Genomic DNA, 26,719 nt, shown 5'->3' on the forward strand with positions numbered 1-26,719 from the left:
CTTCACTGCTATCGCAAGAATCTGCGGGCCGGCTCAGAACGCCATGTCGAACGCCACCTCGCCCTGCACGCCGACCTGGTAGGCCGAGACGCGGCGCTCGAAGAAGTTGGCCAGTTCCTGCACGTCCTGCAGGTCCATGAAGTCGAACGGGTTCTTCGCGCCGTATTTCTTCGGCAGGTCGAGCTGGACGAAACGCTGGTCGGCGCAGTACTCCAGGTACTGGCGCATGTCCTTCACCGACATGCCGGCCACGCCGCCGGACAGCACGTCCTCGGCGAACCGGGTCTCGCAGGCGATGGCATCCTCCATCATCTCCTCGACCTGCGCGCGCATGGCGTCGTCGAACAGTTCCGGTTCCTGCGCGCGCACGGTGCGCACCACCTCGAACGCGAACGCCATGTGCCCGCTCTCGTCGCGGAACACCCAGTTGGTGCCGGCGGCGAGGCCGTGCAGCAAGCCGCGAGAGCGCAGGTAGTACACGTAGGCGAACGCGGCGTAGAAGAACAGCCCCTCGATGCAGGCGGCGAAGCAGATCAGGTTGAGCAGGAACTGGCGGCGATGCTCGCGCGTTTCCAGCTGGGGCAGATCCTGGATCGAGTCGATCCACTTGAAGCAGAACGCGCCTTTCTGACGGATCGACGGAATCGTCTCGATCGCGGCGAATGCGCCGTTGCGCTCGGCCGGATCGGGGATGTAGGCGTCCAGCAGGGTGAGGTAGAACTGCACGTGCAGCGCTTCTTCGTACAACTGGCGCGACAGGTACATGCGCGCTTCCGGCGCGTTGATGTGCTGGTACAGGTTCAGCACCAGGTTGTTCGACACGATGGTGTCGCCGGTGGCGAAGAACGCCACCAGCCGCTGGATCAGGTGGCGGTCGGCGGCAGACATCTTGGTGTCGAGGTCGCGCGTATCCATCGAGAAATCCACCTCCTCGACGGTCCAGGTGTTCTTGATCGCGTTGCGGTACATCTCGTAGAAGCCGGGGTAGCGCATCGGGCGCAACGTAAGTTCGAAGCCGGGATCGAGGATGTGGGCGTTGCGGGCGGGTCGGGCGGACATGGTGGGATTTCCTTGTGTGGTTTCGCAGCCGATAAGGCGCAAATGCTCTTGGCTCGTCATCCCGGCGAAAGCCGGGATCCAGTGACTGGGGCTTTCGTCGCGATGTCATGTAGGGCAAAGGCTCTGGATGACCAGCTTCGCTGTTGTAAAGCTCTTCCAGCTTTCGCTGGGATGACGGCCGGTGCATTGGTACGTTCAGCGAGGTCGAATGACGGAATGGATTCCCTCCATGCGCGAGCGCTTGCCATGCGTCTATCTCCTCGCCAGTCAGCGCAACGGCACGTTGTACGTCGGTGTCACTTCCGACCTGCCTGCACGCATCTGGCAGCACCGGAACAACGTGGTCGCTGGTTTTACCCAGCGTCATCACGTGCATGGCCTCGTCTGGTTCGAGGTGCGCGACACGATGGAATCCGCGATTGCCCGCGAGAAGGCGATCAAGGCGTGGAAGCGGACGTGGAAGATCGAGCTCATCGAGAAGTCCAATCCGTATTGGCGGGATTTGTATGCGGAGATTTGCGGCTGAGCCCAGACCGTCATTCCAGCGAAAGCTGGAATCCAGTGCCTCTTCGGAGTGCGTGGAAGTCACTGGATCCCAGCTTTCGCTGGGATGACGAGTGGGGGTTACTGGCAAGCCTCGCAGTACTCGGGGTTCTCCAGCGAGCAGAACACCGCGGCATTTGCCTGCGCCTGGTCGGACGCCGCCGACACCGTGGTCTTGGCGATCTTCGTCGCCGGCCGCGAGCGCAGGTAGTAGGTGGTCTTGATGCCGGCTTTCCACGCGTACATGTACATCGAGCTGAGCTGGCCGATGTTCGGGTTTTCCATGAACAGGTTCAGCGACTGGCTCTGGTCGATCCAGGCGCCGCGCGCGGCGGCCAGGTCGATCAGCGACTTCTGCGGCAGTTCCCACACGGTGCGGTAGATCTGGCGCAGGCGTTCGGGGATCGCCGCGATGCCCTGGATCGAACCTTCCGCCAGCTTGATCGCGTCGCGGATTTCGGACGTCCACAGCCCCAGTGTCTTCAGTTCATCGGCCAGATAACGGTTCACCTGCAGGAAATCGCCGGACAGCGTCTCGCGCTTGAACAGGTTCGATACCTGCGGCTCGATGCATTCGTAGCAGCCGGCGATCGAGGCGATGGTGGCGGTGGGTGCGATCGCGATCAACAGTGAGTTGCGCAGGCCATGTTGCTTGATGCGTTCGCGCAAGGCGTTCCAGCGTGCACCGTCGTGCGGTATGGCGCTTGGCCAATGATCGAACTGCAACTCGCCGTTCGCGGCGCGGCTTTCGGCGAAGCCGGGGTGCGCGCCTTCCGCCTCGGCCAGCTCGCATGACTGCGACAAGGCGTTGAAGTAGATCTCCTCGGCGATGCGCGTGGACAGCGCCAGCGCCTCGGCCGAGTCGAACGGCAGCCGCAGCTTGAAGAACACATCCTGCAGGCCCATCACGCCGAGTCCGACCGGGCGCCACTTCATGTTGGCGGTACGTGCGGTATCGATCGGGTAATAGTTGAGGTCGATCACGCGGTTGAGCTGGCGCACCGCGGTGCGTACGGTGGCGGCGAGCTGGTCGAAGTCGAACGCGCCGTCGACGACGTGCCGGGCCAGGTTCACCGAACCGAGGTTGCACACCGCCGTCTCGGTCGCCGAACTCACTTCCAGGATCTCGGTGCACAGGTTGGACAAGTGGATCACATTGCCGGGTTTGGCCGTCTGGTTGCTGGTGGCGTTGCAGCGGTCTTTGAACGTCATCCAGCCGTTGCCGGTCTGCGCCAGCGTGCGCATCATGCGTGCATACAGCTCGCGCGCCTTCACGGTTTTCACGGCGAGGCCATCGGCTTCGGCCTTGCGGTACGCCGCATCGAACGCCTCGCCCCAGCTGTCGACGAAGTACGGCACCACCTTGGGGTCGAACAATGACCACTCGCCATCGTTCTCGACCCGGCGCATGAACTCGTCGGGAATCCAGTTCGCGATGTTGAGGTTGTGCGCGCGACGCGCGTCGTCGCCGGTGTTGTCGCGCAGTTCGAGGAAGTCCTCGATGTCGGCGTGCCACGATTCCAGGTAGACGCAGGCGGCGCCCTTGCGCTTGCCGCCCTGGTTCACTGCGGCGACCGAGGCGTCCAGCGTCTTCAGCCACGGCACCAGGCCGTTGGAATGGCCGTTGGTGCCGCGGATCAGCGAGCCGCGCGAACGCACCCGCGAATACGCCAGGCCGATGCCCCCGGCGAACTTGCTGAGCTTGGCCACGTCGGCGTACTTGTCGTAGATCGACTCCAGCGAATCGCGCGGCGAGTCGAGCAGGTAGCACGAGCTCAGCTGTTCGTGCACGGTGCCGGCGTTGAACAGGGTGGGCGAGCTGGCCAGGTATTCCAGCGAGGACAGCAGCCGGTAGAGTTCCAGCGTCTCGCCGATCTCGTTGCCGCCCAGCGCGCAGGCGATGCGCATGAAGAAATGCTGCGGCGTCTCGATCACCAGGCGCCGCTGCGGATGGCGCAGCAGGTAGCGGTCGTACACCGTGCGCAGGCCGAAGTATTCGAAGTGGCGGCTGGCCAGTGGGTCGATCGCGTCGTTGAGCTTGCGCGTGTTGGCGGCCACGAAATCGCGCAGGCGCTCGTTGAGGAGGCCGAGCTCCGTGCCGCGCGCGATCGACTGCGAGTAGCTCTGGATTTCCTGACCGCTGACCTCCTTGTCGATGTACGCGCCGAGCAGGCGGGCGGCGAGCTGGCCGTACTCGGGTTCCTCCGCGGTCAGCGCGGCGGCGATGCGGATCGAGAGCTGGTCCAGTTCGGCGGTGGTGGCGCCGTCGTACAGGCCGCCGATGGTTTTCAGGGCGACGCGCAACGGATCGACGCCGTGCAGGCCCTCGGCACTGCGGGTCACCGCGCGCACGATCTTGTTGACGTCGACGGCCTCCTGGCCGCCGTTGCGCTTGGTCACGCGCATCTGCGCTGGGTTGTGTGGCGGGGTCAGCGCGAACGCGGGGTCGGCTTCGCTGGCGACGGGAGTATTGGCGCGCGCGGCGGTATCGAGGGCTTGCATGGCAGGTGGCTCCGGCTGGACATCAAACGCCTGCTCCCGCGCGCAGGGCCTGATAGCGACGGAGTCCGGGGGCGACGCGCCAGCCGGTCGCCCGACGGCAACCGGCTCCACGACGCACTTCCCCGCGGAAGCCGTCACTACGCAGCGGGACACGCTCGTCCCGCTGTGCCGGCAGGTCTTCGGACTTGCGGACGTGGATCGAGGTGATCCGCCTACTTGCGCCCGCTTCCCAGCCGCCGAGGGCCAGTGCATGTGGGCGCTTTCGTTTCCGCTTTACCGCTGCGGGGCAGTTCCGGAGTTACACCGGATTCCCTTTTGAGCCCGACCGATGTCGCATCGGATCGGGCACCGACGCACACAACATATCGGGTGGCCCGGGCAGGGTCAACCCAACAGCTTGTGCATAAGTCGATATGCGTGCCGCTTGCGTCGAGTGCCTGCGTGGGGGCGGCAGGGTTATAGCGCGTCGTGATCCAGCTCGCCGGTGCGGATGCGGATCACCTGCTCCAGCGTGCTGACGAAGATCTTGCCGTCGCCGATCTTGCCGGTGCGGGCGGAAGACTGGATCGCCTCGATCACGCGATCGAGCTGATCGTCGGCCACGGCCACCTCCAGCTTGATCTTGGGCAGGAAGTCGACCACGTACTCGGCGCCGCGATACAGCTCGGTATGGCCCTTCTGGCGGCCGAAACCCTTCACTTCGGTGACCGTGATGCCCTGTACGCCGACCTCGGCCAGCGCTTCGCGCACGTCGTCCAGCTTGAACGGCTTGATGATCGCCACGACGAGCTTCATGGATGGTTCCTTGAAAGGTATCGGTTGGGTCGAGGCCGCATTTTGCCTGCACGATGGAGCAATGTCGCGTCGCGCGCGGCACCTGTAGGACAATCCCTACAGCTTTTGACGGAGCATACCGATGGCGCGCCCGATTTCCCTTCACCTAGTATTTACCTCGACGAGCTCGAGGCGCTATCCATGATGGATAGGCAGGATATCGACAAGATTGCCCTGCGACTTGTGTCGTTGGTACCGCCAGGGGTGGCACAGGTGCATCAGGATTTGCGAACCAACTTCCAGGACGTTCTGGCGCAGGGATTGCGCCGCCTCGACCTGGTCACCCGCGAAGAATTCGACGTCCAGTCCCAGGTACTGGCGCGCACCCGCGCCAAGGTCGACGAATTGGAGCGACGCGTGGCCGAGCTGGAGGCCACGCTGGCTGCCCGCGCGGGTCAGTGACAAACCGCCTCCCGGGAGCCGCCTCCGATCCGTCACCCTCACCCCGAGAACGATCGGAGGCGGTTATTTATTAGCACTGCTGGATGGAGTCGCTTGATGATCGTTTCTGTCAGCGACCCATCCTCCATGCGCCAGCGATCAGCCGCCGCATGAGTCTTGCCGTCACCCTCAGCCGCGCCCAGGAAGGGATCGCCGCACCGCAGGTGATGGTCGAGGTACACCTTTCCGGCGGCTTGCCGTGCACCAATATCGTCGGCCTGCCCGAGGCCGCGGTGCGCGAGGCGCGCGATCGCGTGCGGGTGGCGATCCAGAATACCGCCTTCGAATATCCCGGCCGCCGCGTCACCGTGAATCTGGCGCCGGCCGAGTTGCCCAAGGACGGTGGCCGTTTCGACCTGCCGATCGCGCTGGGCATCCTCGCCGCCAGCGGCCAGGTGCCGCGCGAGAAACTGGACGACTGCGAATTTCTCGGCGAGCTGGCGCTGACCGGCTCCCTGCGCGGCGTCTCCGGCGTGCTGCCGGCGCTGCTGCGCGCACGCACGCGTGGCCGGCGGGTGGTGGTGCCGCGCGCGAACGCCGCCGAGGCGGCGCTGGTCTCCGATGTGGATGTGCGCGTGGCCGACACGCTGGCCGAAGTGTGCGGCTGGTTGCGCGGCGCGCACGAATTGTCGATGCCGGTGGGCATCCCCAGCGACGGCGGCGCCGACGGCGGCCCGGACCTGGCCGACGTGCGCGGACAGTTGCAGGCGCGGCGCGCGCTGGAGATCACCGCGGTGGGCGGCCACCACCTGCTGCTGGTGGGACCGCCCGGCACCGGCAAGACCATGCTGGCCGAGCGCCTGCCCGGCATCCTGCCGCCGCTGTCGGAATCGGAGGCGCTGGAAACCTGCGCGGTGCTGTCGGTGGCTGGGCAGGTCACTGATCCGAAGCATTGGCGGCGGCGGCCGTTTCGCGCGCCGCACCACACCGCGTCGGCGGTGGCGCTGGTCGGTGGCGGTTCGTATCCGCGCCCGGGCGAGATTTCGCTGGCGCACAACGGCGTGCTGTTCCTGGACGAGTTGCCGGAGTTCAGCCGGCACGTGCTGGAGGTGCTGCGCGAGCCGATGGAATCGGGCCACATCGTGATCTCGCGGGCGGCGCGGCAGTCGGCGTTCCCGGCCCAGTTCCAGCTGGTCGCGGCGATGAATCCGTGCCCCTGCGGCTATGCCGGCGACCCGCGCTGCCAGTGCACGCCGGATCAGGTCCAGCGCTACCGCGCACGCATTTCTGGGCCGCTGCTCGACCGCATCGACCTGTGCGTGGAAGTGCCGCCGGTGCCGCTGGCCGAGCTGGGTACGCCGCGCAACGCACGCGACGAGGATTCCGCTACGGTGCGCGTGCGCGTGCTCAAGGCGCGCCGGCAGTCGCTGATGCGCGCGGGCCGGCCGAATGCCGAGATCAGCACGCGCGAACTGGAGCGCGACTGCGCGCTGGGGCCGGCCGAGCGCCGCTGGTTCGAATCGGCGCTGGAGCGGCTGGGCCTGTCCGCGCGCGCCTACCACCGCGTGCTGCGGGTGGCGCGCACGATCGCCGACCTCGACGGCGGCGCCGCCTTGCTGGAGCGCGAGCACCTGGCCGAGGCGCTGCAATACCGGAGGTTCTGAGTTTCGCCTGCCTGCTGGACGTCTCCACCGGTGCATGCTTCGATAGCGGTCTGATCTCCCCAAGGACTGCGATGACGATCGAGCTGGGCCTGATGCTCGCCGGCATGCTGATGATCGGCTTCCTGGCGCAATGGCTGGCCTGGCGGGTCAAGCTGCCGGCGATCCTGTTCCTGCTGCTGGCCGGCATCGTGCTGGGACCGGTCAGCGGCGTGCTCGATCCGGACAAGCTGCTCGGCGGGCTGTTGTTCCCGACCGTGTCGCTGGCGGTGGCGCTGATCCTGTTCGAGGGCAGCCTGACCCTGCGCTTCCATGAACTGCCGGGAATCGGCAAGGCGGTGCGCGGGCTGGTCAGTTACGGCGCGGTGGCCTCGCTGCTGCTGCTGGCGCTGGCCGCGCATCTGGTCGCCGGCCTGGCCTGGCCGATCGCGCTGCTGTTCGGCGCGCTGGCCTGCGTGACCGGGCCGACGGTGATCGCGCCGATGCTGCGCACGCTGCGCCCGAACGCGCGCATCGCCAATACGCTGCGCTGGGAAGGCATCGTGATCGATCCGTTCGGTGCGCTGTTCGCGGTGCTGGTCTACGAGGCGATCGTGTCGCGCCAGGAAGGCCACACCATCGGCATCTTCGTGGCCACCATCGGCTGCGGGGTGGTGATCGGTGCGCTGTCCGCCTGGCTGATGGCGTTCTTCCTGCGGCGCCAGATGATCCCCGAGTACCTGCAGAACTACGCCGTGCTGGCCGCGGTGCTGCTCGCCTTCAGCCTATCCAACACGATCACCCACGAGTCGGGGCTGCTGGCGGTGACGATCATGGGCATCGCGCTGGGCAACCTGCGCGGCGTGCATATCGACGACATCCTCGACTTCAAGGAAAGCCTCACCACGGTACTGGTGTCGCTGCTGTTCATCCTGCTGGCGGCGCGGCTGCACTGGCCGCTGCCGGAAGGCATGCTGGGCGCGGGCATCGCCCTGTTCGTGATCGCGCAGCTGGTGGTGCGGCCGCTGACCGTGGCGATCGCCAGTTTCGGCAGCGGCTTGAATTGGCGCGAGCGTGCGCTGATCGGCTGGGTGGCGCCGCGCGGCATCGTGGCGGCGTCGGTGTCGGCACTGTTCGCGCTGCGCCTCGGCGCACTCGGCGTGGCCGGAGCGGAGGCGCTGGTGCCGCTGGTGTTCACCCTGATCATCGGCACGGTGATCCTGCAGAGTGCCACCGCGCGGCCGCTGGCGATCTGGCTGAAGGTGGCCGAGCCGGAGCCGCGCGGCGTGCTGATCTTCGGTTCCGACCCGGTCGCCCGCGCGATCGGCAAGGCGCTGGACGAAGCCGGCTTCCGCGTGGTGCTGGCCGACGACGACTGGGACGGCATCCGGCTGGCGCGGATGGAGGGGCTCGCCACGTTCTTCGGCAACCCGGCGTCGCCGCATGCCGAACGGTACCTCGACCTCACCGGCATCGGCCGGCTGCTGGCAGTGTCCACCCATCGTGAGCGCAACTCGCTGGCCTGCGTGCATTACCGGCAGGAGTTCGGGCGCGAGAAAGTGTACCGGCTGCGCAACCTCACCCCGCAGGAGAACACCGACCGCGCAGCGCTGGCCGGCAGCCTGCTCGCCCCGCCGCTGTTCGACGAGGAGATGACCCACGGCCGCTTCGCCGAACTGCTGGCGCAGGGCTGGCGGGTCAAGTCGACCCGGCTCAGCGCCACGTTTGACTGGCCGCATTTCATCGAGCAGTACGGCTCGAACACGGTGCTGATGTTCGGCGTGGAGGAGAAAGGCGCGCTGCGGGTGGCTTCGGCCAAGCGCGAACTGGAGCCGAAGCCGGGCTGGACGGTGATCGCGCTGGTGCCTCCGGCCGAACCCAGCGCCGAGTGACAAAGTGGCAGGGGCCCGCTCGCGGGCGATGCTCTTTTCGCGGGATTCAGGACTCGATCGAGCATCGCCCGCGAGCGGGCTCCTACCTGTGCCGGACTGGCGTTACGCTGCCGAGGCCTGCTTGAACTGCGCCTCCTCGGTCGAGCCCTTCAGCGCGGTGGTCGAGGACTGGCCCTGCTGGATCGCCTGGGTCACCTGGTCGAAGTAGCCGGTGCCCACTTCGCGCTGGTGCTTCACCGCGGTGAAGCCGCGCTCGGCGGCGGCGAATTCCTTTTCCTGCAGTTCCACGAAGGCGCTCATCTGGCGCCGAGCGTAGCCGTGCGCCAGGTCGAACATGCCGTAGTTGAGGCTGTGGAAGCCGGCCAGGGTGATGAACTGGAACTTGTAGCCCATCGCGCCCAGTTCCTTCTGGAAGTTGGCGATGGTGGCGTCGTCCAGGTTCTTCTTCCAGTTGAAGCTGGGCGAGCAGTTGTAGGCCAGCAGCTTGCCGGGGAATTTCGCGTGGATCGCCTCGGCGAAGCGGCGCGCGTCGTCCAGGTTCGGCTTGCTGGTTTCGCACCAGATCAGGTCGGCGTACGGCGCGTAGGCGAGGCCGCGGCTGATCGCCTGGTCCAGCCCCGGGCGCACGCGGTAGAAGCCTTCGACGGTGCGCTCGCCGGTGATGAAGGCCCTGTCGTTCGCATCGATGTCCGAGGTGAGCAGGTCGGCGGCGTCGGCGTCGGTGCGCGCCACCAGCAGGGTCGGCACGCCGGCGACGTCGGCGGCCAGGCGCGCGGCGTTCAGCTTGTCGACGGCTTCGCGGGTCGGCACCAGCACCTTGCCGCCCATGTGGCCGCACTTCTTCACCGAGGCCAGCTGGTCCTCGAAATGCACGCCGGCGGCGCCGGCCTCGATCATCGCCTTCATCAGCTCGAACGCGTTCAGCACGCCGCCGAAGCCGGCCTCGGCGTCGGCCACGATCGGTACCAGCCAGTCGCAGTCGTCCTTGCCTTCGGCATGGTGCAGCTGGTCGGCGCGCAGCAGGGTGTTGTTGATCCGCTTGACCACCAGCGGCACCGAGTTGGCCGGGTACAGCGACTGGTCGGGATACATCTCGCCGGCCACGTTCGCGTCGGCGGCGACCTGCCAGCCGCTCAGGTAGATCGCCTGCAGGCCGGCCTTGACCTGCTGCATCGCCTGGTTGCCGGTGAGCGCGCCCAGCGCATTGACGAAGTCCTCCTGGTGCAATGACTTCCACAGCCGCTCGGCGCCGCGGCGGGCCAGCGAATGCTCGACCGCGACGGTGCCGCGCAGGCGCGCCACGTCTTCGGCGGAGTAGTTGCGCTGCACGCCGGTCCAGCGCGGGTTGTTGTTCCAGTCCAGGGTGATCTGTTCGGCGGTGGGCAGGGTGGTCTTCATGGCGTGGCTCCGGTTGTTTAAGCCCCTCTCCCTGCGGGAGAGGGGTTGGGGAGAGGGTTCGGGCGGAGCGTGCGATTCGCTCCGGGTGCGCCCTCATCCGCCCTTCGGGCACCTTCTCCCAAAGGGAGAAGGGGTGATCGTCAAAGTTGTTCGTAGGCGGGCAGGGTGAGGAAGTCGCCGAGCCGGTCGGCGTGGGTCATCGCGCTGAGCAAGGCCGCGGCAGCGTCGGCGCGGGCGGCGCCGGGATGGCGGCTGTCGCGCAGGCGATGGGTGTGCACGGCTACGGCGTGGTCGAACAGCGCGAAGTCGATCGGCGCGTGGTCGGGGAATTCCAGGGCGCCCCCGGCCGGTGCCCTGCCGGCCGGAACATCGGGGTGATGCAGCCACTGCCACAGCTGCGCGCGCGCGATCTCGGCGGTGGCGGCGTCCTCCATCAGGTGGTGGATCGGCACGCAGCCGAGCCCGTCCAGCCAGGCCGCGGTGTAGCGCAGGCAGACCTCGACGTTGTTGTCGAAGCCGGCGCGGGTGATCGTGCCGGCCGGCGCGGCAAGCAGCTGTTCGCGGCTCACCTGCACGTCCTCGCGCAGCACGCCGAGCTGATTCGGCGCCGGCATGTATTCATCGAAGATCTGCTGCGCCACCGGCACCAGCGCCGGATGCGCCACCCAGGTGCCGTCGTGGCCGGCCTTGACCTCGCGCAGCTTGTCGGCGCGCACCTTGGCCAGCGCGGCCTCGTTCGCCGCTTCGTCGCCCTTGATCGGGATCTGCGCGGCCATGCCGCCCATCGCGAACGCGCCACGGCGATGGCAGGTCTGGATCAGCAGCTCCGAATAGGCCTTCAGGAACGGCGCGGTCATCTGCACCTGGCCGCGCTCCGGCAGCAGGCGGTCGCGATGGCCGCGCAGGGTCTTCAGGTACGAGAAGATGTAGTCCCAGCGGCCGCAGTTGAGGCCGACCGCGCGGCGGCGCAGCGCGTGCAGGATCTCGTGCATCTGGAACGCCGCCGGCAGCGTCTCGATCAGCACGGTGGCCTTCATCGTGCCGGGCGGCAGCTGCAGCTCGTCCTCGGCCGCCGCCATCACCGCGTCCCACAGTGCGGCCTCTTCCATCGCCTCGAGCTTCGGCAGGTAGAAGTACGGGCCGCGGTCGCGTGCATGCAGGGCACGGGCGTTGTGGAAGGCGAACAGGCCGAAGTCGACCAGCGCGCCGGCCACCGCTTCGCCGTCCACGCTGAAGAACCTGTCGTGCAGGTGCCAGCCGCGCGGACGCACCACCAGCACCGCCGGCTTGTCGTTGACGCGGTATTCCCGGCCCTCGGGCGAGGTGAACGCGATGGTGCCGTTCACCGCGTCGCGCAGGTTGAGCTGGCCATCGAGCTGGTTGGTGAAGGTGGGCGAGGAGGAATCCTCGAAGTCGGCCATGAACACCTTCGCGCCGGAGTTCAACGCGTTGATGATCATCTTGCGTTCGACCGGGCCGGTGATCTCGACGCGGCGGTCCTGCAGCGCGGCCGGGATCGGCGCCACGCGCCAGTCGCCGTCGCGGATCGCCGCGGTGTCGGCGCGGAAGTCCGGCAGGTCGCCGGCGTCGTAACGGGCCTGACGCTCGCGGCGGGCCTGCAGCAGCAGCCGCCGGGTGGCCTCGAAGCGGCGGTGCAGCCGGGCCAGGAAGGCCAGCGCCGCGGGAGTCAGGATGCCGGCGTAGCCGGCCGGGTCGGCGTGGATCTCGACGCTGCCGGTATCGAGTCGTTCCTGCGGGACTGCCATGGGGTCGCTCCGTGTCTGGATGACTCGAAGCTAGGCAGGAATCATGTATTTGACAAAGTGAATGTTTCAATCATTACTATGAGCATGGTCAATTGATATTCCAACACATTGAACAAGTTCGATGAAAAAGCCCACCGAAACGCTGAACAAGGCAAAAAAATCGCGTCGCAGTGCAGCAAAAAAGCAGGGCGCGGGCGGGCATGCGGGCGACGCCGGCAGCCGTTTCTATTACAAGGGCAACCGCCACAAGCAGCTGCGTGCCTTCGTCAGCGTGGTGAAGCTGGGCACGCTGACCCGCGCCGCCGAGGCGCTGTACCTGTCGCAACCCACGATCAGCCTGCAGTTGCAGGCGCTGGAGCGGGAACTCGGGGTGAGCCTGCTGGAGCGCCGGCGCCGGCGCATCAACCTCACCGACGCGGGCGAGGCGCTGTACGAGCTGGCACGGCCGCTGGTGGAGGGGTGGGACACGCTGGATCGCGACTTCCAGGCCCGCGTGAAGGGGCTGCAGGCCGGCCGGTTGACCATCGCCGCGGGCACCTCGACCATCCAGTACCTGCTGCCCGAGCTGGTGCGCCGCTACCGCGAGCAGCACCCGGCCGTGCAACTGCAGCTGGCCAACGTCACCGGCAAGGATGGCCTGGCGCTGCTGCGCGCGGACGAGGCCGACTTTGCGGTCGGCTCGATGCTGGACGTGCCCAACGACATCGCCTGGGCGCCGGTGCAGCACTACGACCCGATGCTGATCCTGCCGCCGGACCATCCGCTGGCGGCGAAAGAGAAGATCACGCTGGAGGACATCTCGCCATATGGCCTGATCCTGCCGCCGCAGCGGCTGTCCACCTATCGCCTGGTCGACCTGGTGTTCCAGCAGCGCCAGGTGCCGTATCACGTGGCGATCGAGGTGGGCGGCTGGGACGTGATCAAGGAGTACGTGGCGATGGGCCTGGGCATCTCCATCGTCACCGGCATCTGCATCACCGCGGCCGACCACGTGCGCCTCGCCGTGCGCAACATGAAGCAGTACTTCCCGCAGCGCAGCTACGGCGTGGTGATGCGCAAGGGCAAGTTCCTCAGCGCCGAGGCGCGCGCCTTCGTCGACCTGATCCGGCCCGGCCTGCTGACCCATCGCGACTACGACGAGTCGGGGCATTCGGGGCGCTGAACCGCATCACGAGGCCATCCATCGTGGCCGGCCGCGGTATCGCGCTGCCGCCTGCAGGCGGGTGCTACTCCGGGGGCACGCCGGCCAGGTCGGTCACCCATTTCGGCGACGTCGGTTCGCCGCCGTAGAACTTCCACGACCTGCCTGCGGCGATCGCCCAGCGATGGATCCAGCTGGTGCCGAGCGCGCCGGTGAATTTGTCCGCGCGCCGATAGGCGGGGTCGCGCATGGCTTCGTCGAGGTCGACGAATCGGTAGCCGCGTGCGCGCAAGCCGGCGACGAAATCGGGGTAGGTGTCGGCATTGAGCGCATTGGCGTGCAGCAGCATCACCTGCGGCAACGCATAGCCAAGCAGCCTGATCGAGCGGTGCTCGAAGTAGTTCACCCTGCGCAGCAGGTAGGGCACGTACTGCGCGCGCAGCTTCGCCTGGGTGGCGGCATCGCCGCGGTCCAGCGCCTTGGCGTAGGCGGCGGCCCAGATCCAGTCGGAGCTAGTGACCGTGACCGGCGCGATGCGGTAACCGTGCGCGGCGAGAAAGGCGCCCATCGCCGCCTTGTCCTCCGGCGTGCGCCCGGTGCGCAGGTAAGGGTGACGAAACCATTGCGGTTCACGGCCGCGTTTGGCCAGCAGCGGGCGCAGCACACGGTCGCAGGCGAGGATGTCGTCCTCGTAGGCTTGTATGCCGACGATGTGCAGGTCGGCATGGGTGTCGGTGTGGTTGCCCAGTTCCAGTCCGGCATCGAGCCAGGCGTCGAGCATCGCCGTGCGGTCCGCTTGCGGCTGGCCGCCGACCAGCAGACGCGCGGAGTTGACGAAACCGATGGCAGGTGTCCCCGTACCCTCGATCGCCTGCAGCAGGCGCACGGACTCGGCTGCGATGCGCGGCGGCACCGTTCCCTGCGCGGGCAGCGGCGTGTTCGGATCGAGGCTGGCCCAGGGCAGGTCGTCGAAGGTGATCGCGATGCGCCGGTCCTGGGATGCCGTGACGGCCGGCGCCGCCCTGGTCGCCGCCGGCAACAGGCACATGAGCGCGATGCAGGCCAGGTGCAGCCATCCCTTCATGTGCTTCCCCCGACGCGGTGCCGGATGCGTGCTTGAGCCGGCGCCTGCGCAGCAGGGGGTGCCGTGCGAACCGGTGCCGCGACCCTTGGTGACAGCGCCGCGGCATCGCGATGGCAGGCCCCATCGGGTCGTTCACGGCACCGATGGGCAGCGGTCGGCACGGAACTCGCAGAAGCGGTAGCGCAGTCCCAGCCCGACGGTGGTGCCCTCGTAGCGTCCGAACTGGTTCAGGCGCTGGCTGTGCCCGGCCCGGCCGACCAACTGCCAGCGGCTGAAGATGCCGACGGTCAGCTCGGCATTGACGTCAGTGGCGCGCTTCCAGTTGTCGAAAGTCTCGTCCCGCTGCTGGCCGAGCGCGGCCGACAGGTACAGCCCGGCCTCCTGGCCCAGCGAGATGTAGCTGGAAGCCGCGACGGCATAGCGCCGGTAGCGGTCGGGGCTGTAGTAGCCGTTGCGGGTGTGGCGGGTGTTGTGTTGGCCCTCTGCCTGCAGGCCGAGGTCGAACATCACTCGCTCACTGCGGTACACGGCACGGGTATAGCTGGCCAGCACCGAGGCGCGGCGGTTGTCGTCGTCGAAATCGCCGCCGGCGATGCGCGCATCGAAGCGGTCGCGCAGCGTCGGCGTCCAGCGCAGGTCGGCGGCGAGGCCGTGGCGCATCACCGCCAGCGCGCGCGGTGATTGGTCGATGCGGTCGCGGTCGAAGGTGAGTGCATAGAGGAAGGTGTCGCTGGCGCGTTGCGAGATCTGCAGGTGGCCGATCGTTCTGTTGTTGCCGCCGGCACCGTTGTCGGTCCGCGAATGGCCCAGCCACAGCTCCAGCGCGGTGTTGGGCGACGGTGCGAAGCGCAGGCCTGTGCCGATGCGATCCTCGTCGACGTGGTTGTCGCCGAGCAGCGGCGCGAACGGCCCGCCGAAGGTGGCCGAGTGCTCGCGTCGCGCGGCGCTGGCCAGCAATCGCCAGCGATCGGACAGCCACAGGTTGGCATCGGCGGCGATGCCGCGAATTTCGATGTCGTCCGAATCGCTGTACAACGAAGGCGTCAGGCCGATCGAGGAGAACAGCGGCAGGCGCACTGCTTTGGCGAGGGCGATGGTGTCCTTGTCGTCCGGCTTGACCGCCTGCACGGTGGCCAGCGCCGGCAAGGCCTGGTGCGGCCATTCGCCTTGTCGGAGGATCAGGGCCTGGGTCCAGGCGTTGTCGTAGTCGTCCGGGTCGGCTGCGTAGAACGGCGTGTTGAGCGCCAGCGCGGCATCGCGACGTTCGGCCCAGGCCAGCACCCGCGCATGCAGCGCGGCGGCCTCCTTGTCGTCGGCGCCGAACCCGGCCAGCGCGTCGTCCGCCTTCGCGTAGTCGCCGAGCCAGGCGAGGAAACGTGCCCGGTCGAGCCGCGCGGCATGGTCGTCCGGGTGTTTGGCGAGGTAGGCGTCGATCAGGCGCAACGCCTCACCGGTGTGCCCGGTCCAGGCAGCGTTCAGCGCCGGCTGGTAGGCGACGGCGTTCTGCGCGAAAGCCGGCTTCAGGGACATGGCGCAAGCGAGCGCGCAGGCGAGCAGGCTGGCCCGACCCAGCGCCGAAGCGCGAGCCGATGTCCGACGGCGTGGGGTCATTTGCGCCATTTCCGGTTCCTCGTGATCCAGAGGTCGCTGGCGAATCGGCCGATCGTGACGACCTCGGTGAGGATCAGCGCATAGCGCAGCGGCGTCACCAGCAGGCTCTTGCCGAAGGCCTTCCAGCGCTCGCCCTTGGAGATCACCACCAGCACCATCAGCGACAGCAGCGATTCGGCCAGCACCGTGATCAGCAGCGGTTCCCACATGCGCAGCAGCGGCATCACGATCAGCGCGGTGGGAAAGCCGACCTTCTCGATCGCCGACATGAAGATGATCCAGCCCAGCGGGCGGCCGTAGCGCCGGGTGACCTCCTCGCCGAATGCCTGCCGATAGGGCTCGGCGACCTTGCGCATCTCGCGGATGTGCTCGCCGTGTTCGCCGTGCCGCTCGTGCCAGCGGCGGCGCAGCCGCGCGAAGGCCTTGAACGGGCTGCGCACCAGCGCGTCGAAGTAGTAGCAGCTTTGCAGGAACGAAGACGACCACAACGCGATCTGCCTGGGCAGATGCGTGGCCAGCGGTTCCTCGGAACGGGCGGTGACGTCGGTCAGCTGGGCGTTGCGGTAGCCTTGGTTGATCAGCGCGAAGCCGATGAAGATGTCCTCGGAATTGGTGAGGTTGTCGCCGAAATGGGGCTCGTAGCGGTCGAACAGGTCCTTGATGTATTCGCGGCGGTAGGCCACCGCGCAGCCCACCGGGTTGGTGATGCCGCCGAAAAACACCATCTGGCCGTGGAACACGAAGCCCTGCAGGTAGCGGTACAGGCAATCGCGGTAGATGTTGGTCAGGCCCCACCACATCAGCTGCAGGCGGGTGCGGCTGGACTTGGGGTCGACGTATGGCTTGCCGCCGAGCACCGCGGCGTATTCCGGGGTTTCTGCCATGCGGCGACGGTCGGACAGGCGCATCGGCAGCACGCGGCCGCAGACCGAGGCGATGCCGACGCCCTTGTACAGCTCCTCGACGCAGCGGGCGATGTAGTCGGGCGATTCCAGGAAGGTGTCGCCGTCGAGGATGAACTCGACGTCGGCGTCGAACTCGCGCGCCTGGCGCTTGAGCGTGGGCGTCTTGCCGATCGACGCCTGCCGCCGGATCACCGTGACCTTCAGGCCCAGCCGCTGCGCGGTCTGCTCGGCGCGGCTGGCGGTGCCGTCGTTGCTGCCGTCGTCGACGACGATGATGTTGCGCGGCTGGTGCGTCTGCCGCGCCACCGAGACCAGGCAATGGGCAATGTTCTCCGCCTCGCGGTAGGCGGGGATCACCACGTCCACCGTGGCGGCGCGCCAGTCCTGCGCGGGCGTCGGCACGGTCCGGTCCGGTCCGCGCAGCAATCCGACCACGCTGAGCAACGCGTTAGGACTGATGACAAACCAGGGTGCGGTGGCCATGTGTGGTCTCTGCTGAGGCGATGCGCCGTTCTTGGATGAGCTCGTCGAGCGTGTCTTCCAGCGTGTAGCGGTGCCGGAACCCGGTCAGCGTGCGCAGCCGGGTCAGCTCCGGCCGACGCCGCTGGATGTCCTCGAAATCCTCGCCGTAGGCCTTCAGGTACGGCACATGGGTGATCGGCGAATCGCTGTCGGCGCGTTCGCGGATCAGTTCGGCCAGCGCGTTCATGCTGATCTCGCGATCGTTGCCGACGTTCGCCACCAGCGCGTCGCCGCTCCCGCGCGAGGCGAGCAGGTCGAGCGCGGCCACGTTGTCGCGCACGTCGCAGAACGAGCGGGTCTGCTCGCCGGTGCCGTACACCGTGATCGGTTCGCCGCGTACCGCCTGCTCCACGAAGCGCGGCACGACCATGCCGTAGCGGCCGGTCTGGCGCGGCCCGATGGTATTGAAGAAGCGCGCCACCACCACCGGGATGCCGAATTTCTGCGCGTAGGACAGGGCCAGCGCCTCGTCGGCGATCTTGCTGACCGAATAGTTCCAGCGCGTACCGACGCGGGTGGACACGCTGAGATCCATCTCCTCGCCCAGCCGCTCCTCGTGGTGGTGGCCGTAGACCTCGGAACTGGAGGCGACCACTACCTGCGGCAGCCAGCCGCTGGCGGCAATGGTGCGGAACAACCGTTCGCAGGCGGCGATGTTGGTGGCCAGCACGCGCGTCGGCTCGGCGATCACGCGGTACACGCCGACCACGGCGGCGAGGTGATAGATGCGGTCTGCCCAGGCGGCGGCCTGCTGCAGCAGCGGCCAGGTGAGCATGTCCGCCTCGTCGAAGCGGAAGTTCGGCGACTCCTCGAAAGGTGCCAGGTTCGCGCGCAGGCCGGTCGACAAGTCGTCCACTACATGGACCTTGTGCCCGCGCGCGAGGTGCAGCGCTACCAGATGGGAGCCGATAAAACCGGCCCCGCCCGTGATCAACACGTGCATGTTGGATTCCCCTAGTAAATGCCGGCGCTTACTACGGTGCCGTTGTTCATAATGTGATCTGTATCACATTTCCATAGCACTTTGGCAAGCACGCACCGTGCCACGCCGGGGAATCCATGCCGACAGCGGGTTTCCACCCGGCACGGTACCTTGCCGCCGCACGGGCAGGGAGTCGGGGATGGTCCGGTCGGGTCAGGAAAGGACAAGGAGCGTCGCTGGCGCATCTCGCCAGTTGCCACGGAGCCGGCCCGGTCGTCGTGCGGCGACGCGGTGCATGGCGCGGCGCCTGGCCAAAGCCTGGCGGGGGCGGCGAGCCGTTCGCTCACGGTTTGGCGAGTTGCCGGCGGGCGGCGGGTTTGGGCGGATGGTCCTGGCATCCGGGTCACCCCGGAAGGGGCTCAGACGTCGCGGCGCTTGCCCCGGTACGGCGCGTAGAACGCGCGCAGACGGGCCAGGTCAGCCTCCATGTCGCCGCTGGTGTCGAACAGCGGACCGAGCCGGATGACCTTGTCGGGGTAGTGGAACGCGACCGGGAAGATCGGTACGCCGGCGTCGCGGGCGATGCGCCAGAAACCGCTCTTCCAGCGCTGCACTGGCTTGCGCGTACCCTCCGGCGCGATGCCCAGCCAGAGTTTCTCGCGCTGGCGGAACTGGTCGATCATCTGCTCGACCACGCCCCTGGCGGCGCCGCGGTCGATCGGCATGCCGCCGAGCCGGCGCAGCAGGCCGCCCAGCGGCCAGAAGAACAGCTCCTGCTTGCCCATGAAGTGCACGTCGGCACCGATCGCCACCTTGACCAGCAGCCCCCACACGCCGTCCCACCAGGACGAATGCGGCGCGGCGATCAGCACCAGTTTCGGCGCATCGGGGAACTCGCCGACCAGACTCCAGCCGGCCATGCGCAGCACCGCGCGGCAGCTGCGACGTTGCCAGCCGTCGCGCAGGCGGGGCATCCGTGCCGGCAGCTGGGCGGGCGTGAACAGGCGCCCCCTCATTCGAAGTCCGGTTTGTGCGAGCGCGTTTGCTTGATCCTGCCGCGCTGCTGCTTGCCGGCCAGGCGGCGCTCCTTCGAGGCGCGGGTCGGCTTGGTGGCAACGCGTTTCTTCGGCGGCGTCAGCACGCCGCGGATGATCTCGACCAGCCGCTCGCGCGCGTCGTCGCGGTTGCGTCCCTGGTCGCGGAAGCGGCGTGCCTGGATCACCAGCATGCCCTCGGCGGTGAGCCGGCGGTCGCGCCGCGCCAGCAGCCGCGCGCGCACTTCGTCCGGCAGCGACGGCGAGCCGGCCACGTCGAAACGCAGCTCCACCGCGCTCTCGGTGCGGTTCACGTGCTGCCCGCCGGGGCCGTCCGCGCGCAGGAAACGCTCGACCAGTTCGGACTCGGGCAGGGACAGGGTGCGGCTGATGGTCAGCATACGGGAAGTGTAGAGGGCAAGAAGTGAGTAGGTGAAGCGAGGAGTGAGAAGTGAGAGAAAAACGGCCGTGCATCCGGCCCCTGCTCTCTCTCACTTCTCAATCCTCTTCACCCACGCCTGGCAATGCCCAGCCGAAGCGATCGAGCAGCCCCGTGAATGCATCGTCCAGCGGTGCCTCGATCTCCATCGCCATGCCGGTCAGCGGGTGCGCGAAGCGGATGCGCCACGCATGCAGCAGCATGCGGTGGCAGCCGAAATGCTGCTTGTACAGCCGGTTGTGGTCGCCGCGGCCGTGCTGACAGTCGCCGATCACCGGATGGTGGATATGCGCCAGGTGCTTGCGGATCTGGCGGAAGCGGCCGCTTTCCGGTTCGGCCAGCAGCAGGGCGTAGCGCTGTTGCGGATAGCGGCCCAGCGCAATCGGCACCTCGATCGTGGCCAGCCGCCGGCAGCGCGTGCGCGCCTCGCGGCGCGGACCGGTCTCGCGCGAGCCGGGCAGGGGATAGTCGATCACGTCCTCGGCCGGCTCGGGCCAACCGCGCACCACGACGAGATACTGCTTGTGCACCGTGCGATTCATGAACTGCTCGCCCAGCGCCGCGGCGACTTCCTTGCTGCGCGCGACCAGCAGCACGCCACTGGTCGCGCGGTCGAGCCGATGCGCCAGGTACACGTCGCCGCCCACCTGTTCGCGCAGCAGGTCGATCAGGAACGCGTCGGCCGAGCCCACGAACGTCGAGCGATGCACGGCCAGGTTCGCGGGCTTGTTCACCGCGATCAGCGCGTCGTCCTGGTAGAGGATGTCGATCATGCGTCCGAGCTTCTGCGCTCTTGTTCTTCGTAGGAACCCGCTCGCGGGCGATGCTCCTGGGGGCTCGTGAAAAGCACCGCCCGCGAGCGGGTTTCTACGCGGTCAGCGCGAGCGTGGCGAGCCGCTGGCGAAGGAGAGGAAACCGGCGATACCGGCGCCCAGCGGCGGCCAGATGCCACGCTGCGGGGCCAGCGTCCACAGCAGCGCGGCAGCAACCAGCAGCGCGCTGCCGAGCAGGCTGCAGGCCAGCACCCGATGCTGACGACGGGCGTTGTCCTGCGCCAGTTTCAAGCCCCGCGGATCGGCCTGCTCGCGCTGTTCGCCGCGCGCGACCTGGCGCAGTGCATCGCGCACCAGGTCGGGAAACTCCGGCGCGTGGTGCAGCCACTCGGGCAGCCGCTTGCCCATGGCGCGCAAGGTACGCAGCGGGCTGTAGCGTTGGCGCAGGATGCGCCTCAGCACCGGGTGCGCGACCGCCCAGATGTCGATCTCCGGATCGAGCATGCGGCCCACGCCCTCGATGTTGAGCAGGGTCTTCTGCAGCAGGATCAGCTGTGGCTGCAGGGTCAGCTGGAAGCGGCGCGCGGTCTGGAACAGCTTCACCACCAGCTCGGCCAGCGAGATCTGTGCCAGCGGGCGGGTGAAGTACGGCTCGCACACGGTGCGCACGGCGGCTTCCAGCTCGTCCAGGCGCACGTCGGCGGGCATCCAGCCGGCGGCCACATGCAGTTGCGCGATGCGCGCGTAGTCGCGCTCGAACAGCGCGATGAAGTTCTGTGCCAGCCAGTACTGGTCGGCCTCCGGCAACGAGCCCATGATGCCGAAGTCCAGCGCGATGAAGCGCGGCTCGCCGGTGCGCGTGGGGTCGACCCAGATGTTGCCGGGGTGGGCGTCGGCGTGGAAGAAGTTGTCGCGGAACACCTGCTCGTAGAACACCCGCACGCCCTTGGCGGCGAGCACCTTGCGGTCGAGCCCGGCGGCGTCGATCGCGGCGATGTCGTCGCTGCTGATGCCGTACACGCGCTCCAGCGTAAGCACGCGCGCGCAGGTCAGTTCCCAGTGCACCTCGGGCACGTACAGGTCCGTACCGCTGGCGAAGTTGCGCTTGAGCAGGCTGGCGCTGGCGCCTTCGCGCTGCAGGTCCAGCTCGTTTTCCAGCATCTTCTCGACTTCGGCCACGACATCCAGCGGGCGGATCTTGTCGGCGTTCGGATGCCAGCGTTGCGCCAGTTCGCCGAGCGAACGTAGCAGCTTCACGTCGCGGGCGATCTGCGCGTCGATGCCGGGACGCAGCACCTTCACCACCACCTCGTGGCCGTCGTGCAGGGTGGCGGCGTGCACCTGGGCGATCGAGGCGGAGGCCAGCGGGGTTTCGTCGAATTGGGCGTATAGACGGCCAATCGGCGCTTTCAGTTCGCCTTCGACGATGGTCCGTGCTTCGCTGCCCGGGAACGGCGCGACCTGATCCTGCAGCAGGGCGAGCTCGTCGGCGATGTCGGCCGGCACCAGGTCGCGGCGGGTCGACAGCACCTGGCCGGCCTTGACGAAGATCGGCCCCAGTTCGGTCAGCGCATGGCGCAGGCGCGTACCGCGTGGCAGGCCGCGGATGTCGATGCGCGGGCGCGCCACCAGCGGGCGCAGCAGCTTGAGCGGACGGTACAGGTGGGTGGCGTCGACCAGTTCGTCGAGCCGGTACGCCAGCAGTACCGCGGCGACCCGCAGCAGGCGCGGCACCACCTTCAGCGGCGTCACGCGGCGCTGCCCTGCAGGCGCTGCAGCAGTCGCTGCACGCGCGCTTCGAGTCGCTCGCTGCGTTCGCGCACCTCGTCCACACCATCGAGGAACCCTTCGACCTCGCCTGGCGCCAACGCCACGCGCGCCTCGTCGCGCAGCCAGTCGGCGGTGTCCTCGGTGAGGTGGCTGGCGCTGTCGCGGGCGTGCGCGAGGCCCTTGCGTACGGCTTGCGCCAGCGGCACGCCGAGCACGTCGCCGAAGCTGCGCGCGAACGCCTCCTCGAAATCCGGGGCGAACTTGCCGGCCAGTTTTTCCAGCCGGCGCGCCAGCTCGGCGTCGCCGGCAATCTCCACCTTGCCCGGTGCGATGCCGTCGTCGTCGCGGCGCAGCAGCATCGCCAGCAGGCTGCCCGGTGTGGCGGCCACCTTCAGCTGGCTGTCGTCTTGCGGCGGCCCGACTTTCAGGCGTGCTTCTTCCACCGTGACAGCCAACGCTATTTCCGGCCCGCGCAGGTGCAACTGCACGCGGCGGCCGTTCAACGCGGCGAGCCGCTGTTGCGTGTCCGGGTCCAGCGACAAGGTGTGGTTCAGCGCGGTTTCCAGCGCGCGACCGGCGAGCTTGCGCAGCGGCTGCGGCAACCAGGAGTTGGGAGTGGCGGCGTTCATCCGGCGATTGTAGCCCGCCGGCCGGGCTCAGACGCTCGCGGCGCCGGGGAAACCCAGCTGGCGCCAGGCTTCGTAGACGGCCACGGCGACCGTGTTCGACAGGTTCAGGCTGCGGCTGTCCGGGCACATCGGCAGGCGCAGGCGTTGCGGCGGGGGAACCGCGTCGAGCACGTCGGACGGCAGGCCGGCGGTCTCGCAGCCGAACAGCAGCGCGTCGCCGTCGGCGAAGCGGGCGTCGACATGGGCGACCCGGCCGCGGGTGCTGAAGGCGAACACCCGCGGTGCGCCGATCGCCTCGAGGCAGCGCGCCAGCTCGTCGTGCACCGCGACGCTGGCGTACTCGTGGTAGTCCAGCCCGGCACGGCGCAGCCGGGCATCGTCGAGCTGGAAGCCGAGCGGCCGGATCAGGTGCAGCGCGGCGCCGGTGTTCGCGCACAGGCGAATCACGTTGCCGGTGTTCGGCGGGATCTCGGGACGGAACAGGATGACGTGCAGCATCCGGCCATTATCGCGTGTCCGTGCCGGCCCGCGTCGAGCGCTCAGCCGCCGAGCTGCGGGCAGACCACGCCGTCCGGTGGCAATGCGCAGCTGGTTGGCGCGGCCAGCAGGATGGCGCCGACGCTGCCGTGGGCGGCAAGCTGCACCGAGGCTGGCGTGGTGGTCACCATGGCGCCGAGGATCAGGCCGCAGACCGCCAGGCAGGCAATGAACAGGCCGCGCAACATCAAGGTCTCGAATTTCATGGGTCATGGCTCCGATGAATGAAGGGAAGTTCCTGCCCTCCCACTTCAGCAATCCCCATGCCAAGCGCCCGATTATCTCCAAGTAATTGAACGCTATGGATTAACTGGGTGGACTGCATGAGCGAAGGATTGTCCGCGGACAGCCCCGCGGTCGCCGCCGGACAGCCGGACAGGTGGCCGGCGCCCCTGCCACAAGTCATTTGCGATGCCGGTGGGGCGTCGCTAGCCTGCGTGGACTTATCCGTGAAACAGGAGGTTCACCCGTGAGAAAGAAGCCCCTCGCCCTGCTCATCGCCGGCCTGCTGACCTTCACCGGCGGCGTGCCGCTGGTGCTGGCCGCTCCCGCTGCTGCCGTCACTGCCGCGGCAACGCAGCAGATCCCCGAACTCGCCTATACCCGCTTCACCCTGCCCAACGGGCTGACCGTGGTGGTGCACGAGGATCACAAGGCACCGGTGGTGGCGGTGAGCGTGTGGTATCACGTGGGGTCGTCGTATGAGCCGAAGGGCAAGACCGGCTTCGCGCACCTGTTCGAGCACCTGATGTTCCAGGGCTCGGAGAACCACAAGGACGAATTCTTCAAGCCGTTCGAACTGGCCGGCGCCACCGACCAGAACGGTACCACCTGGCTCGACCGCACCAACTATTTCGAGACCGTGCCGACCAGCGCGCTGGACATGGCGCTGTGGATGGAATCGGACCGCATGGGCCACCTGCTCGGCGCGATCGGCCAGCCGCAGCTCGACGAGCAGCGCGGCGTGGTGCAGAACGAGAAGCGCCAGGGCGAGAACCAGCCGTACGGCCGCGCCAGCGAGCTGATCCAGGCCGAGGCGTTCCCGGCCAACCACCCGTACCACCACGACACCATCGGCTCGATGGCGGACTTGAACGCCGCCTCGCTGGGCGACGTGAAGCAGTGGTTCAAGGATTACTACGGCGCCGCCAACACGGTGGTGGTGCTGTCCGGCGACATCACGCCGTCGCTGGCGAAGGAAAAGATGCTGAAGTACTTCGGCGACATCGCCGCCGGTCCGCAGGTGCCGCGGCCGCAGCCGTGGGTCGCGGCGCGGGACAAGTCCACGCGCGGCACGATGACTGACAACGTGGCGCAGACCCGCATCTATCGCGAATGGAACGTGCCGGGTCGCGGCACCACCGACGAGAACCTGCTGGAACTGGCCGCCGCCGTGCTGGGCGGCAGCAAGACCTCGCGGCTGTACCAGCGGCTGGTCTACCGGGACAAGCTGGCCGACGACGTCTCGGTCGAGGTGGAGCAGCACGTGCTGGCCAGCCTGTTCAACCTGCAGGTGGACGTGAAGAAGGGCGCCGACCCGGTCAAAGTCGAGGTCGCGATCGCCGACGAATGGCGGAAATTCCTGAAGGACGGCCCGACCGCCGACGAGCTGGCGCGGGTCAAGACGGAAACCCGCGCCTCGTTCGTGCGCGGGCTGGAGAAGGTCAATACGCAGGCCTCGATCCTGGCCCAGGGCCAGCTGTACCGCGACGATCCGGGCGCCTACCTGAAGGACTTCAGGGAATTCATGGCGGCCACGCCGGTCGACGTCGCTGCGGTAGCGAACCGGTGGGTCGCCAGGGGCGACTACACGCTGACCGTGGTGCCGGGCAAGGTCGAGGACACCGACATGGCCACTGTGGCTGGCCGCGCCGCGGCCAGCGGCGCGCCGGCGCCGCTGCTGTCGGCGAAGGGCGACTACCGCACGGTGGCGAGCGATGTCGACCGCAGCAAGGGCGTGCCCGAGGTCGGCAGCTTCCCGGACCTCAGCTTCCCCGCCCTGCAGCGCGGCAAGCTGGACAACGGCGTGGAGGTGATCCTGGCCGAGCGCCACACGGTACCGGCAGTGCAGATGCAATTGCTGTTCGACGCCGGCTATGCAGCGGACCAGGGCCGCAAGCTGGGCACCTCCAGCTTCACCATGTCGATGCTGGACGAGGGCAGCAAGAGCCTGGATTCGGTCGAGATCGCCAAACGCAAGCAGCGTCTCGGCGCGATCATCGCCAGCGGCTGCGGACTGGACTACTGCAACGCCACGCTGAATGCGCTGGACGACCAGCTTAAGCCGTCGCTCGACCTGTTCGCCGACATCGTGCGCAACCCGGCGTTCCGCGCGGCCGACATCAGCCGCCTGCGCGGCCAGTGGCTGGCCGGCATCGCCCAGGAAAAGAGCCAGCCGACCGGCATCGCGCTGCGCACCCTGCCGCCGCTGCTGTACGGCAAGGGCCATGCCTACGCGATCCCGTTCACCGGCACCGGCACCGAAGCGTCGATCAGGTCGCTGAGCGCCGCCGACATGCGCGCGTTCATGGGCGATTTCATCCGCCCGGACAACATGCAGATCCTGGTCGCCGGCGACACCACGCTGGACAAGATCATCCCGCAGTTGAACGCGGCATTCGGCCACTGGAAGGCGCCGGCCGGCAAGGTGCCGGCAAAGAACATCGGCAAGGTCGCGCCGCCGGCGCAGGTGCGCGTGTACCTGGTCGACCGCCCCGGCGCGCAGCAGAGCCTGATCCTCGCCGGCAGCCTGGCGCCGTCCACCGAGGCGCCGAACGATCTGGAGATCCGGACCATGAACGGTGCGTTCGGCGGCACCTTCACCTCGCGCCTCAACATGAACCTGCGCGAGGACAAGCACTGGGCCTACGGCGCCTTCAGCTTCCTGCAGAACGCGCAGGGCCAGCGCCCGTTCATGCTGTACGCACCGGTGCAGACCGACAAGACCGCGCCGTCGGTGGCCGAGATGCTGAAGGAGGCCAAGGGCGTGATCGGCGACAAGCCGCTGACCGCGCAGGAGATCGACAAGATCAAGGTCGGCGACGTGCGCAGCATGCCGGGCGGCTACCAGACCACTTCGGCGGTGATGGGCGCGCTGCAGGGCATCGCGCTGTACCACCGGCCGGACGACTACGTGCAGACCCTGAAGTCGCGCATCGAGGCGCAGACGGATGCTTCGGTGGAGGCGGCGGCGAAGGAGATCATCCATCCGGACCAGTTGACCTGGGTGATCGTGGGCGACCTCAAGAAGATCGAGGCGCCGATCCGTGCGCTGAAGCTCGGCGGGGTGCAGGTGCTCGACGCCGACGGCAAGCCGGTGCAGTGAGCTCGGGCGCGG

Annotated in this window: 22 protein-coding genes and 1 riboswitch; of the genes, 6 read left to right on the top strand and 16 right to left on the bottom strand. The window is 67.9% G+C overall.

Annotation, left to right across the window (positions count from 1 at the left end):
* Positions 1-33: 33 nt before the first annotated feature.
* A complete protein-coding gene (locus RHOOR92_RS0113060; RefSeq protein WP_027490449.1) occupies positions 34-1,059 on the bottom strand; it encodes a ribonucleotide-diphosphate reductase subunit beta in 1,026 nt (341 codons plus the stop codon).
* A gap of 229 nt (positions 1,060-1,288) precedes the next feature.
* On the opposite strand from RHOOR92_RS0113060, the gene RHOOR92_RS0113065 reads away from it, so the two are divergent.
* Positions 1,289-1,585: a GIY-YIG nuclease family protein gene (locus tag RHOOR92_RS0113065; RefSeq protein ID WP_007513647.1), complete on the top strand. Its 297-nt coding sequence runs from the start codon at positions 1,289-1,291 to the stop codon at positions 1,583-1,585.
* A gap of 98 nt (positions 1,586-1,683) precedes the next feature.
* Here the strand turns inward: RHOOR92_RS0113065 and RHOOR92_RS0113070 are convergent, their stop codons facing one another.
* Together RHOOR92_RS0113070 and glnK are read right to left on the bottom strand one after the other, a co-directional pair.
* The gene (locus RHOOR92_RS0113070; RefSeq protein ID WP_027490450.1) at positions 1,684-4,104 is read right to left on the bottom strand and encodes a ribonucleoside-diphosphate reductase subunit alpha; all 2,421 of its coding nucleotides are present in this window, start codon (positions 4,102-4,104) and stop codon (positions 1,684-1,686) included.
* Positions 4,105-4,256: 152 nt separating this feature from the next.
* Positions 4,257-4,472, bottom strand: a riboswitch (cobalamin riboswitch).
* Between the two features lie 88 nt (positions 4,473-4,560).
* Positions 4,561-4,899, bottom strand: coding sequence for a P-II family nitrogen regulator (gene glnK / locus RHOOR92_RS0113075; RefSeq protein WP_007513650.1), 339 nt, complete (start codon positions 4,897-4,899; stop codon positions 4,561-4,563).
* A 180-nt stretch (positions 4,900-5,079) separates the two neighbouring features.
* Between glnK and RHOOR92_RS0113080 the strand changes: the two genes are divergently transcribed.
* The 3 genes from RHOOR92_RS0113080 to RHOOR92_RS0113090 all read left to right on the top strand — a co-directional run bounded on the left by RHOOR92_RS0113080 (position 5,080) and on the right by RHOOR92_RS0113090 (position 8,851).
* Complete coding sequence (locus RHOOR92_RS0113080; RefSeq protein ID WP_015448938.1) at positions 5,080-5,340, top strand: accessory factor UbiK family protein; 261 nt, start codon at positions 5,080-5,082, stop codon at positions 5,338-5,340.
* Positions 5,341-5,489: 149 nt separating this feature from the next.
* Positions 5,490-6,983, top strand: a complete 1,494-nt coding sequence (locus RHOOR92_RS0113085) for a YifB family Mg chelatase-like AAA ATPase (RefSeq protein ID WP_027484164.1) — start codon at positions 5,490-5,492, stop codon at positions 6,981-6,983.
* Positions 6,984-7,054: 71 nt separating this feature from the next.
* Positions 7,055-8,851: a sodium:proton antiporter gene (locus RHOOR92_RS0113090; RefSeq protein WP_027484165.1), complete on the top strand. Its 1,797-nt coding sequence runs from the start codon at positions 7,055-7,057 to the stop codon at positions 8,849-8,851.
* Positions 8,852-8,953: 102 nt separating this feature from the next.
* Here the strand turns inward: RHOOR92_RS0113090 and aceA are convergent, their stop codons facing one another.
* Positions 8,954-10,249 (bottom strand): isocitrate lyase, encoded by a 1,296-nt coding sequence (gene aceA, locus RHOOR92_RS0113095; protein ID WP_027484166.1) that lies wholly within the window; start codon positions 10,247-10,249, stop codon positions 8,954-8,956.
* 140 nt (positions 10,250-10,389) lie between these two features.
* Positions 10,390-12,015, bottom strand: a complete 1,626-nt coding sequence (aceB, locus tag RHOOR92_RS0113100) for a malate synthase A (RefSeq protein ID WP_027490451.1) — start codon at positions 12,013-12,015, stop codon at positions 10,390-10,392.
* A gap of 121 nt (positions 12,016-12,136) precedes the next feature.
* On the opposite strand from aceB, the gene RHOOR92_RS0113105 reads away from it, so the two are divergent.
* On the top strand, positions 12,137-13,177 hold the full coding sequence (locus tag RHOOR92_RS0113105) for a LysR family transcriptional regulator (RefSeq protein ID WP_015448934.1): 1,041 nt from the start codon (positions 12,137-12,139) through the stop codon (positions 13,175-13,177).
* 64 nt (positions 13,178-13,241) lie between these two features.
* On the opposite strand, the gene RHOOR92_RS0113110 is transcribed toward RHOOR92_RS0113105, so the two are convergent.
* From RHOOR92_RS0113110 to RHOOR92_RS0113160, 11 genes are all read right to left on the bottom strand, one after another.
* A complete protein-coding gene (locus RHOOR92_RS0113110; RefSeq protein ID WP_007513664.1) occupies positions 13,242-14,240 on the bottom strand; it encodes a polysaccharide deacetylase family protein in 999 nt (332 codons plus the stop codon).
* Positions 14,241-14,372: 132 nt separating this feature from the next.
* A complete protein-coding gene (locus tag RHOOR92_RS0113115; protein WP_007513666.1) occupies positions 14,373-15,770 on the bottom strand; it encodes a hypothetical protein in 1,398 nt (465 codons plus the stop codon).
* Between the two features lie 77 nt (positions 15,771-15,847).
* Positions 15,848-17,239, bottom strand: coding sequence for a glycosyltransferase family 2 protein (locus RHOOR92_RS0113120; protein ID WP_015448932.1), 1,392 nt, complete (start codon positions 17,237-17,239; stop codon positions 15,848-15,850).
* The gene (locus RHOOR92_RS0113125) at positions 17,205-18,221 is read right to left on the bottom strand and encodes an NAD-dependent epimerase/dehydratase family protein (protein WP_007513670.1); all 1,017 of its coding nucleotides are present in this window, start codon (positions 18,219-18,221) and stop codon (positions 17,205-17,207) included. The genes RHOOR92_RS0113120 and RHOOR92_RS0113125 overlap by 35 nt, the downstream gene beginning before the upstream one ends.
* 398 nt (positions 18,222-18,619) lie before the next feature.
* Positions 18,620-19,216 carry a 1-acyl-sn-glycerol-3-phosphate acyltransferase gene (locus tag RHOOR92_RS0113130; RefSeq protein ID WP_007513671.1) on the bottom strand — a complete coding sequence of 199 codons (597 nt, stop codon included), beginning with the start codon at positions 19,214-19,216 and terminating at the stop codon, positions 18,620-18,622.
* Positions 19,213-19,635, bottom strand: a complete 423-nt coding sequence (gene arfB / locus RHOOR92_RS0113135) for an alternative ribosome rescue aminoacyl-tRNA hydrolase ArfB (RefSeq protein ID WP_007513673.1) — start codon at positions 19,633-19,635, stop codon at positions 19,213-19,215. The genes RHOOR92_RS0113130 and arfB overlap by 4 nt, the downstream gene beginning before the upstream one ends.
* A 97-nt stretch (positions 19,636-19,732) precedes the next feature.
* A complete protein-coding gene (locus RHOOR92_RS0113140; RefSeq protein WP_027490453.1) occupies positions 19,733-20,446 on the bottom strand; it encodes a pseudouridine synthase in 714 nt (237 codons plus the stop codon).
* 102 nt (positions 20,447-20,548) lie between these two features.
* Entirely contained in the window at positions 20,549-22,198 is a 1,650-nt protein-coding gene (gene ubiB, locus RHOOR92_RS0113145; RefSeq protein WP_027490454.1) for a ubiquinone biosynthesis regulatory protein kinase UbiB, read from the bottom strand.
* Positions 22,195-22,845 (bottom strand): SCP2 sterol-binding domain-containing protein, encoded by a 651-nt coding sequence (locus RHOOR92_RS0113150; RefSeq protein ID WP_007513680.1) that lies wholly within the window; start codon positions 22,843-22,845, stop codon positions 22,195-22,197. The genes ubiB and RHOOR92_RS0113150 overlap by 4 nt, the downstream gene beginning before the upstream one ends.
* 27 nt (positions 22,846-22,872) lie before the next feature.
* Complete coding sequence (trmL, locus tag RHOOR92_RS0113155; RefSeq protein WP_027490455.1) at positions 22,873-23,343, bottom strand: tRNA (uridine(34)/cytosine(34)/5-carboxymethylaminomethyluridine(34)-2'-O)-methyltransferase TrmL; 471 nt, start codon at positions 23,341-23,343, stop codon at positions 22,873-22,875.
* A gap of 41 nt (positions 23,344-23,384) precedes the next feature.
* Complete coding sequence (locus tag RHOOR92_RS0113160) at positions 23,385-23,588, bottom strand: hypothetical protein (RefSeq protein WP_015448927.1); 204 nt, start codon at positions 23,586-23,588, stop codon at positions 23,385-23,387.
* 263 nt (positions 23,589-23,851) lie between these two features.
* Here RHOOR92_RS0113160 and RHOOR92_RS0113165 point away from each other — a divergent pair, with 263 nt between their 5' ends.
* Complete coding sequence (locus RHOOR92_RS0113165) at positions 23,852-26,707, top strand: pitrilysin family protein (protein ID WP_027490456.1); 2,856 nt, start codon at positions 23,852-23,854, stop codon at positions 26,705-26,707.
* Positions 26,708-26,719 lie beyond the last annotated feature (12 nt).

Source organism: Rhodanobacter sp. OR92, from assembly GCF_000427545.1.
Lineage (GTDB): Bacteria > Pseudomonadota > Gammaproteobacteria > Xanthomonadales > Rhodanobacteraceae > Rhodanobacter > Rhodanobacter denitrificans.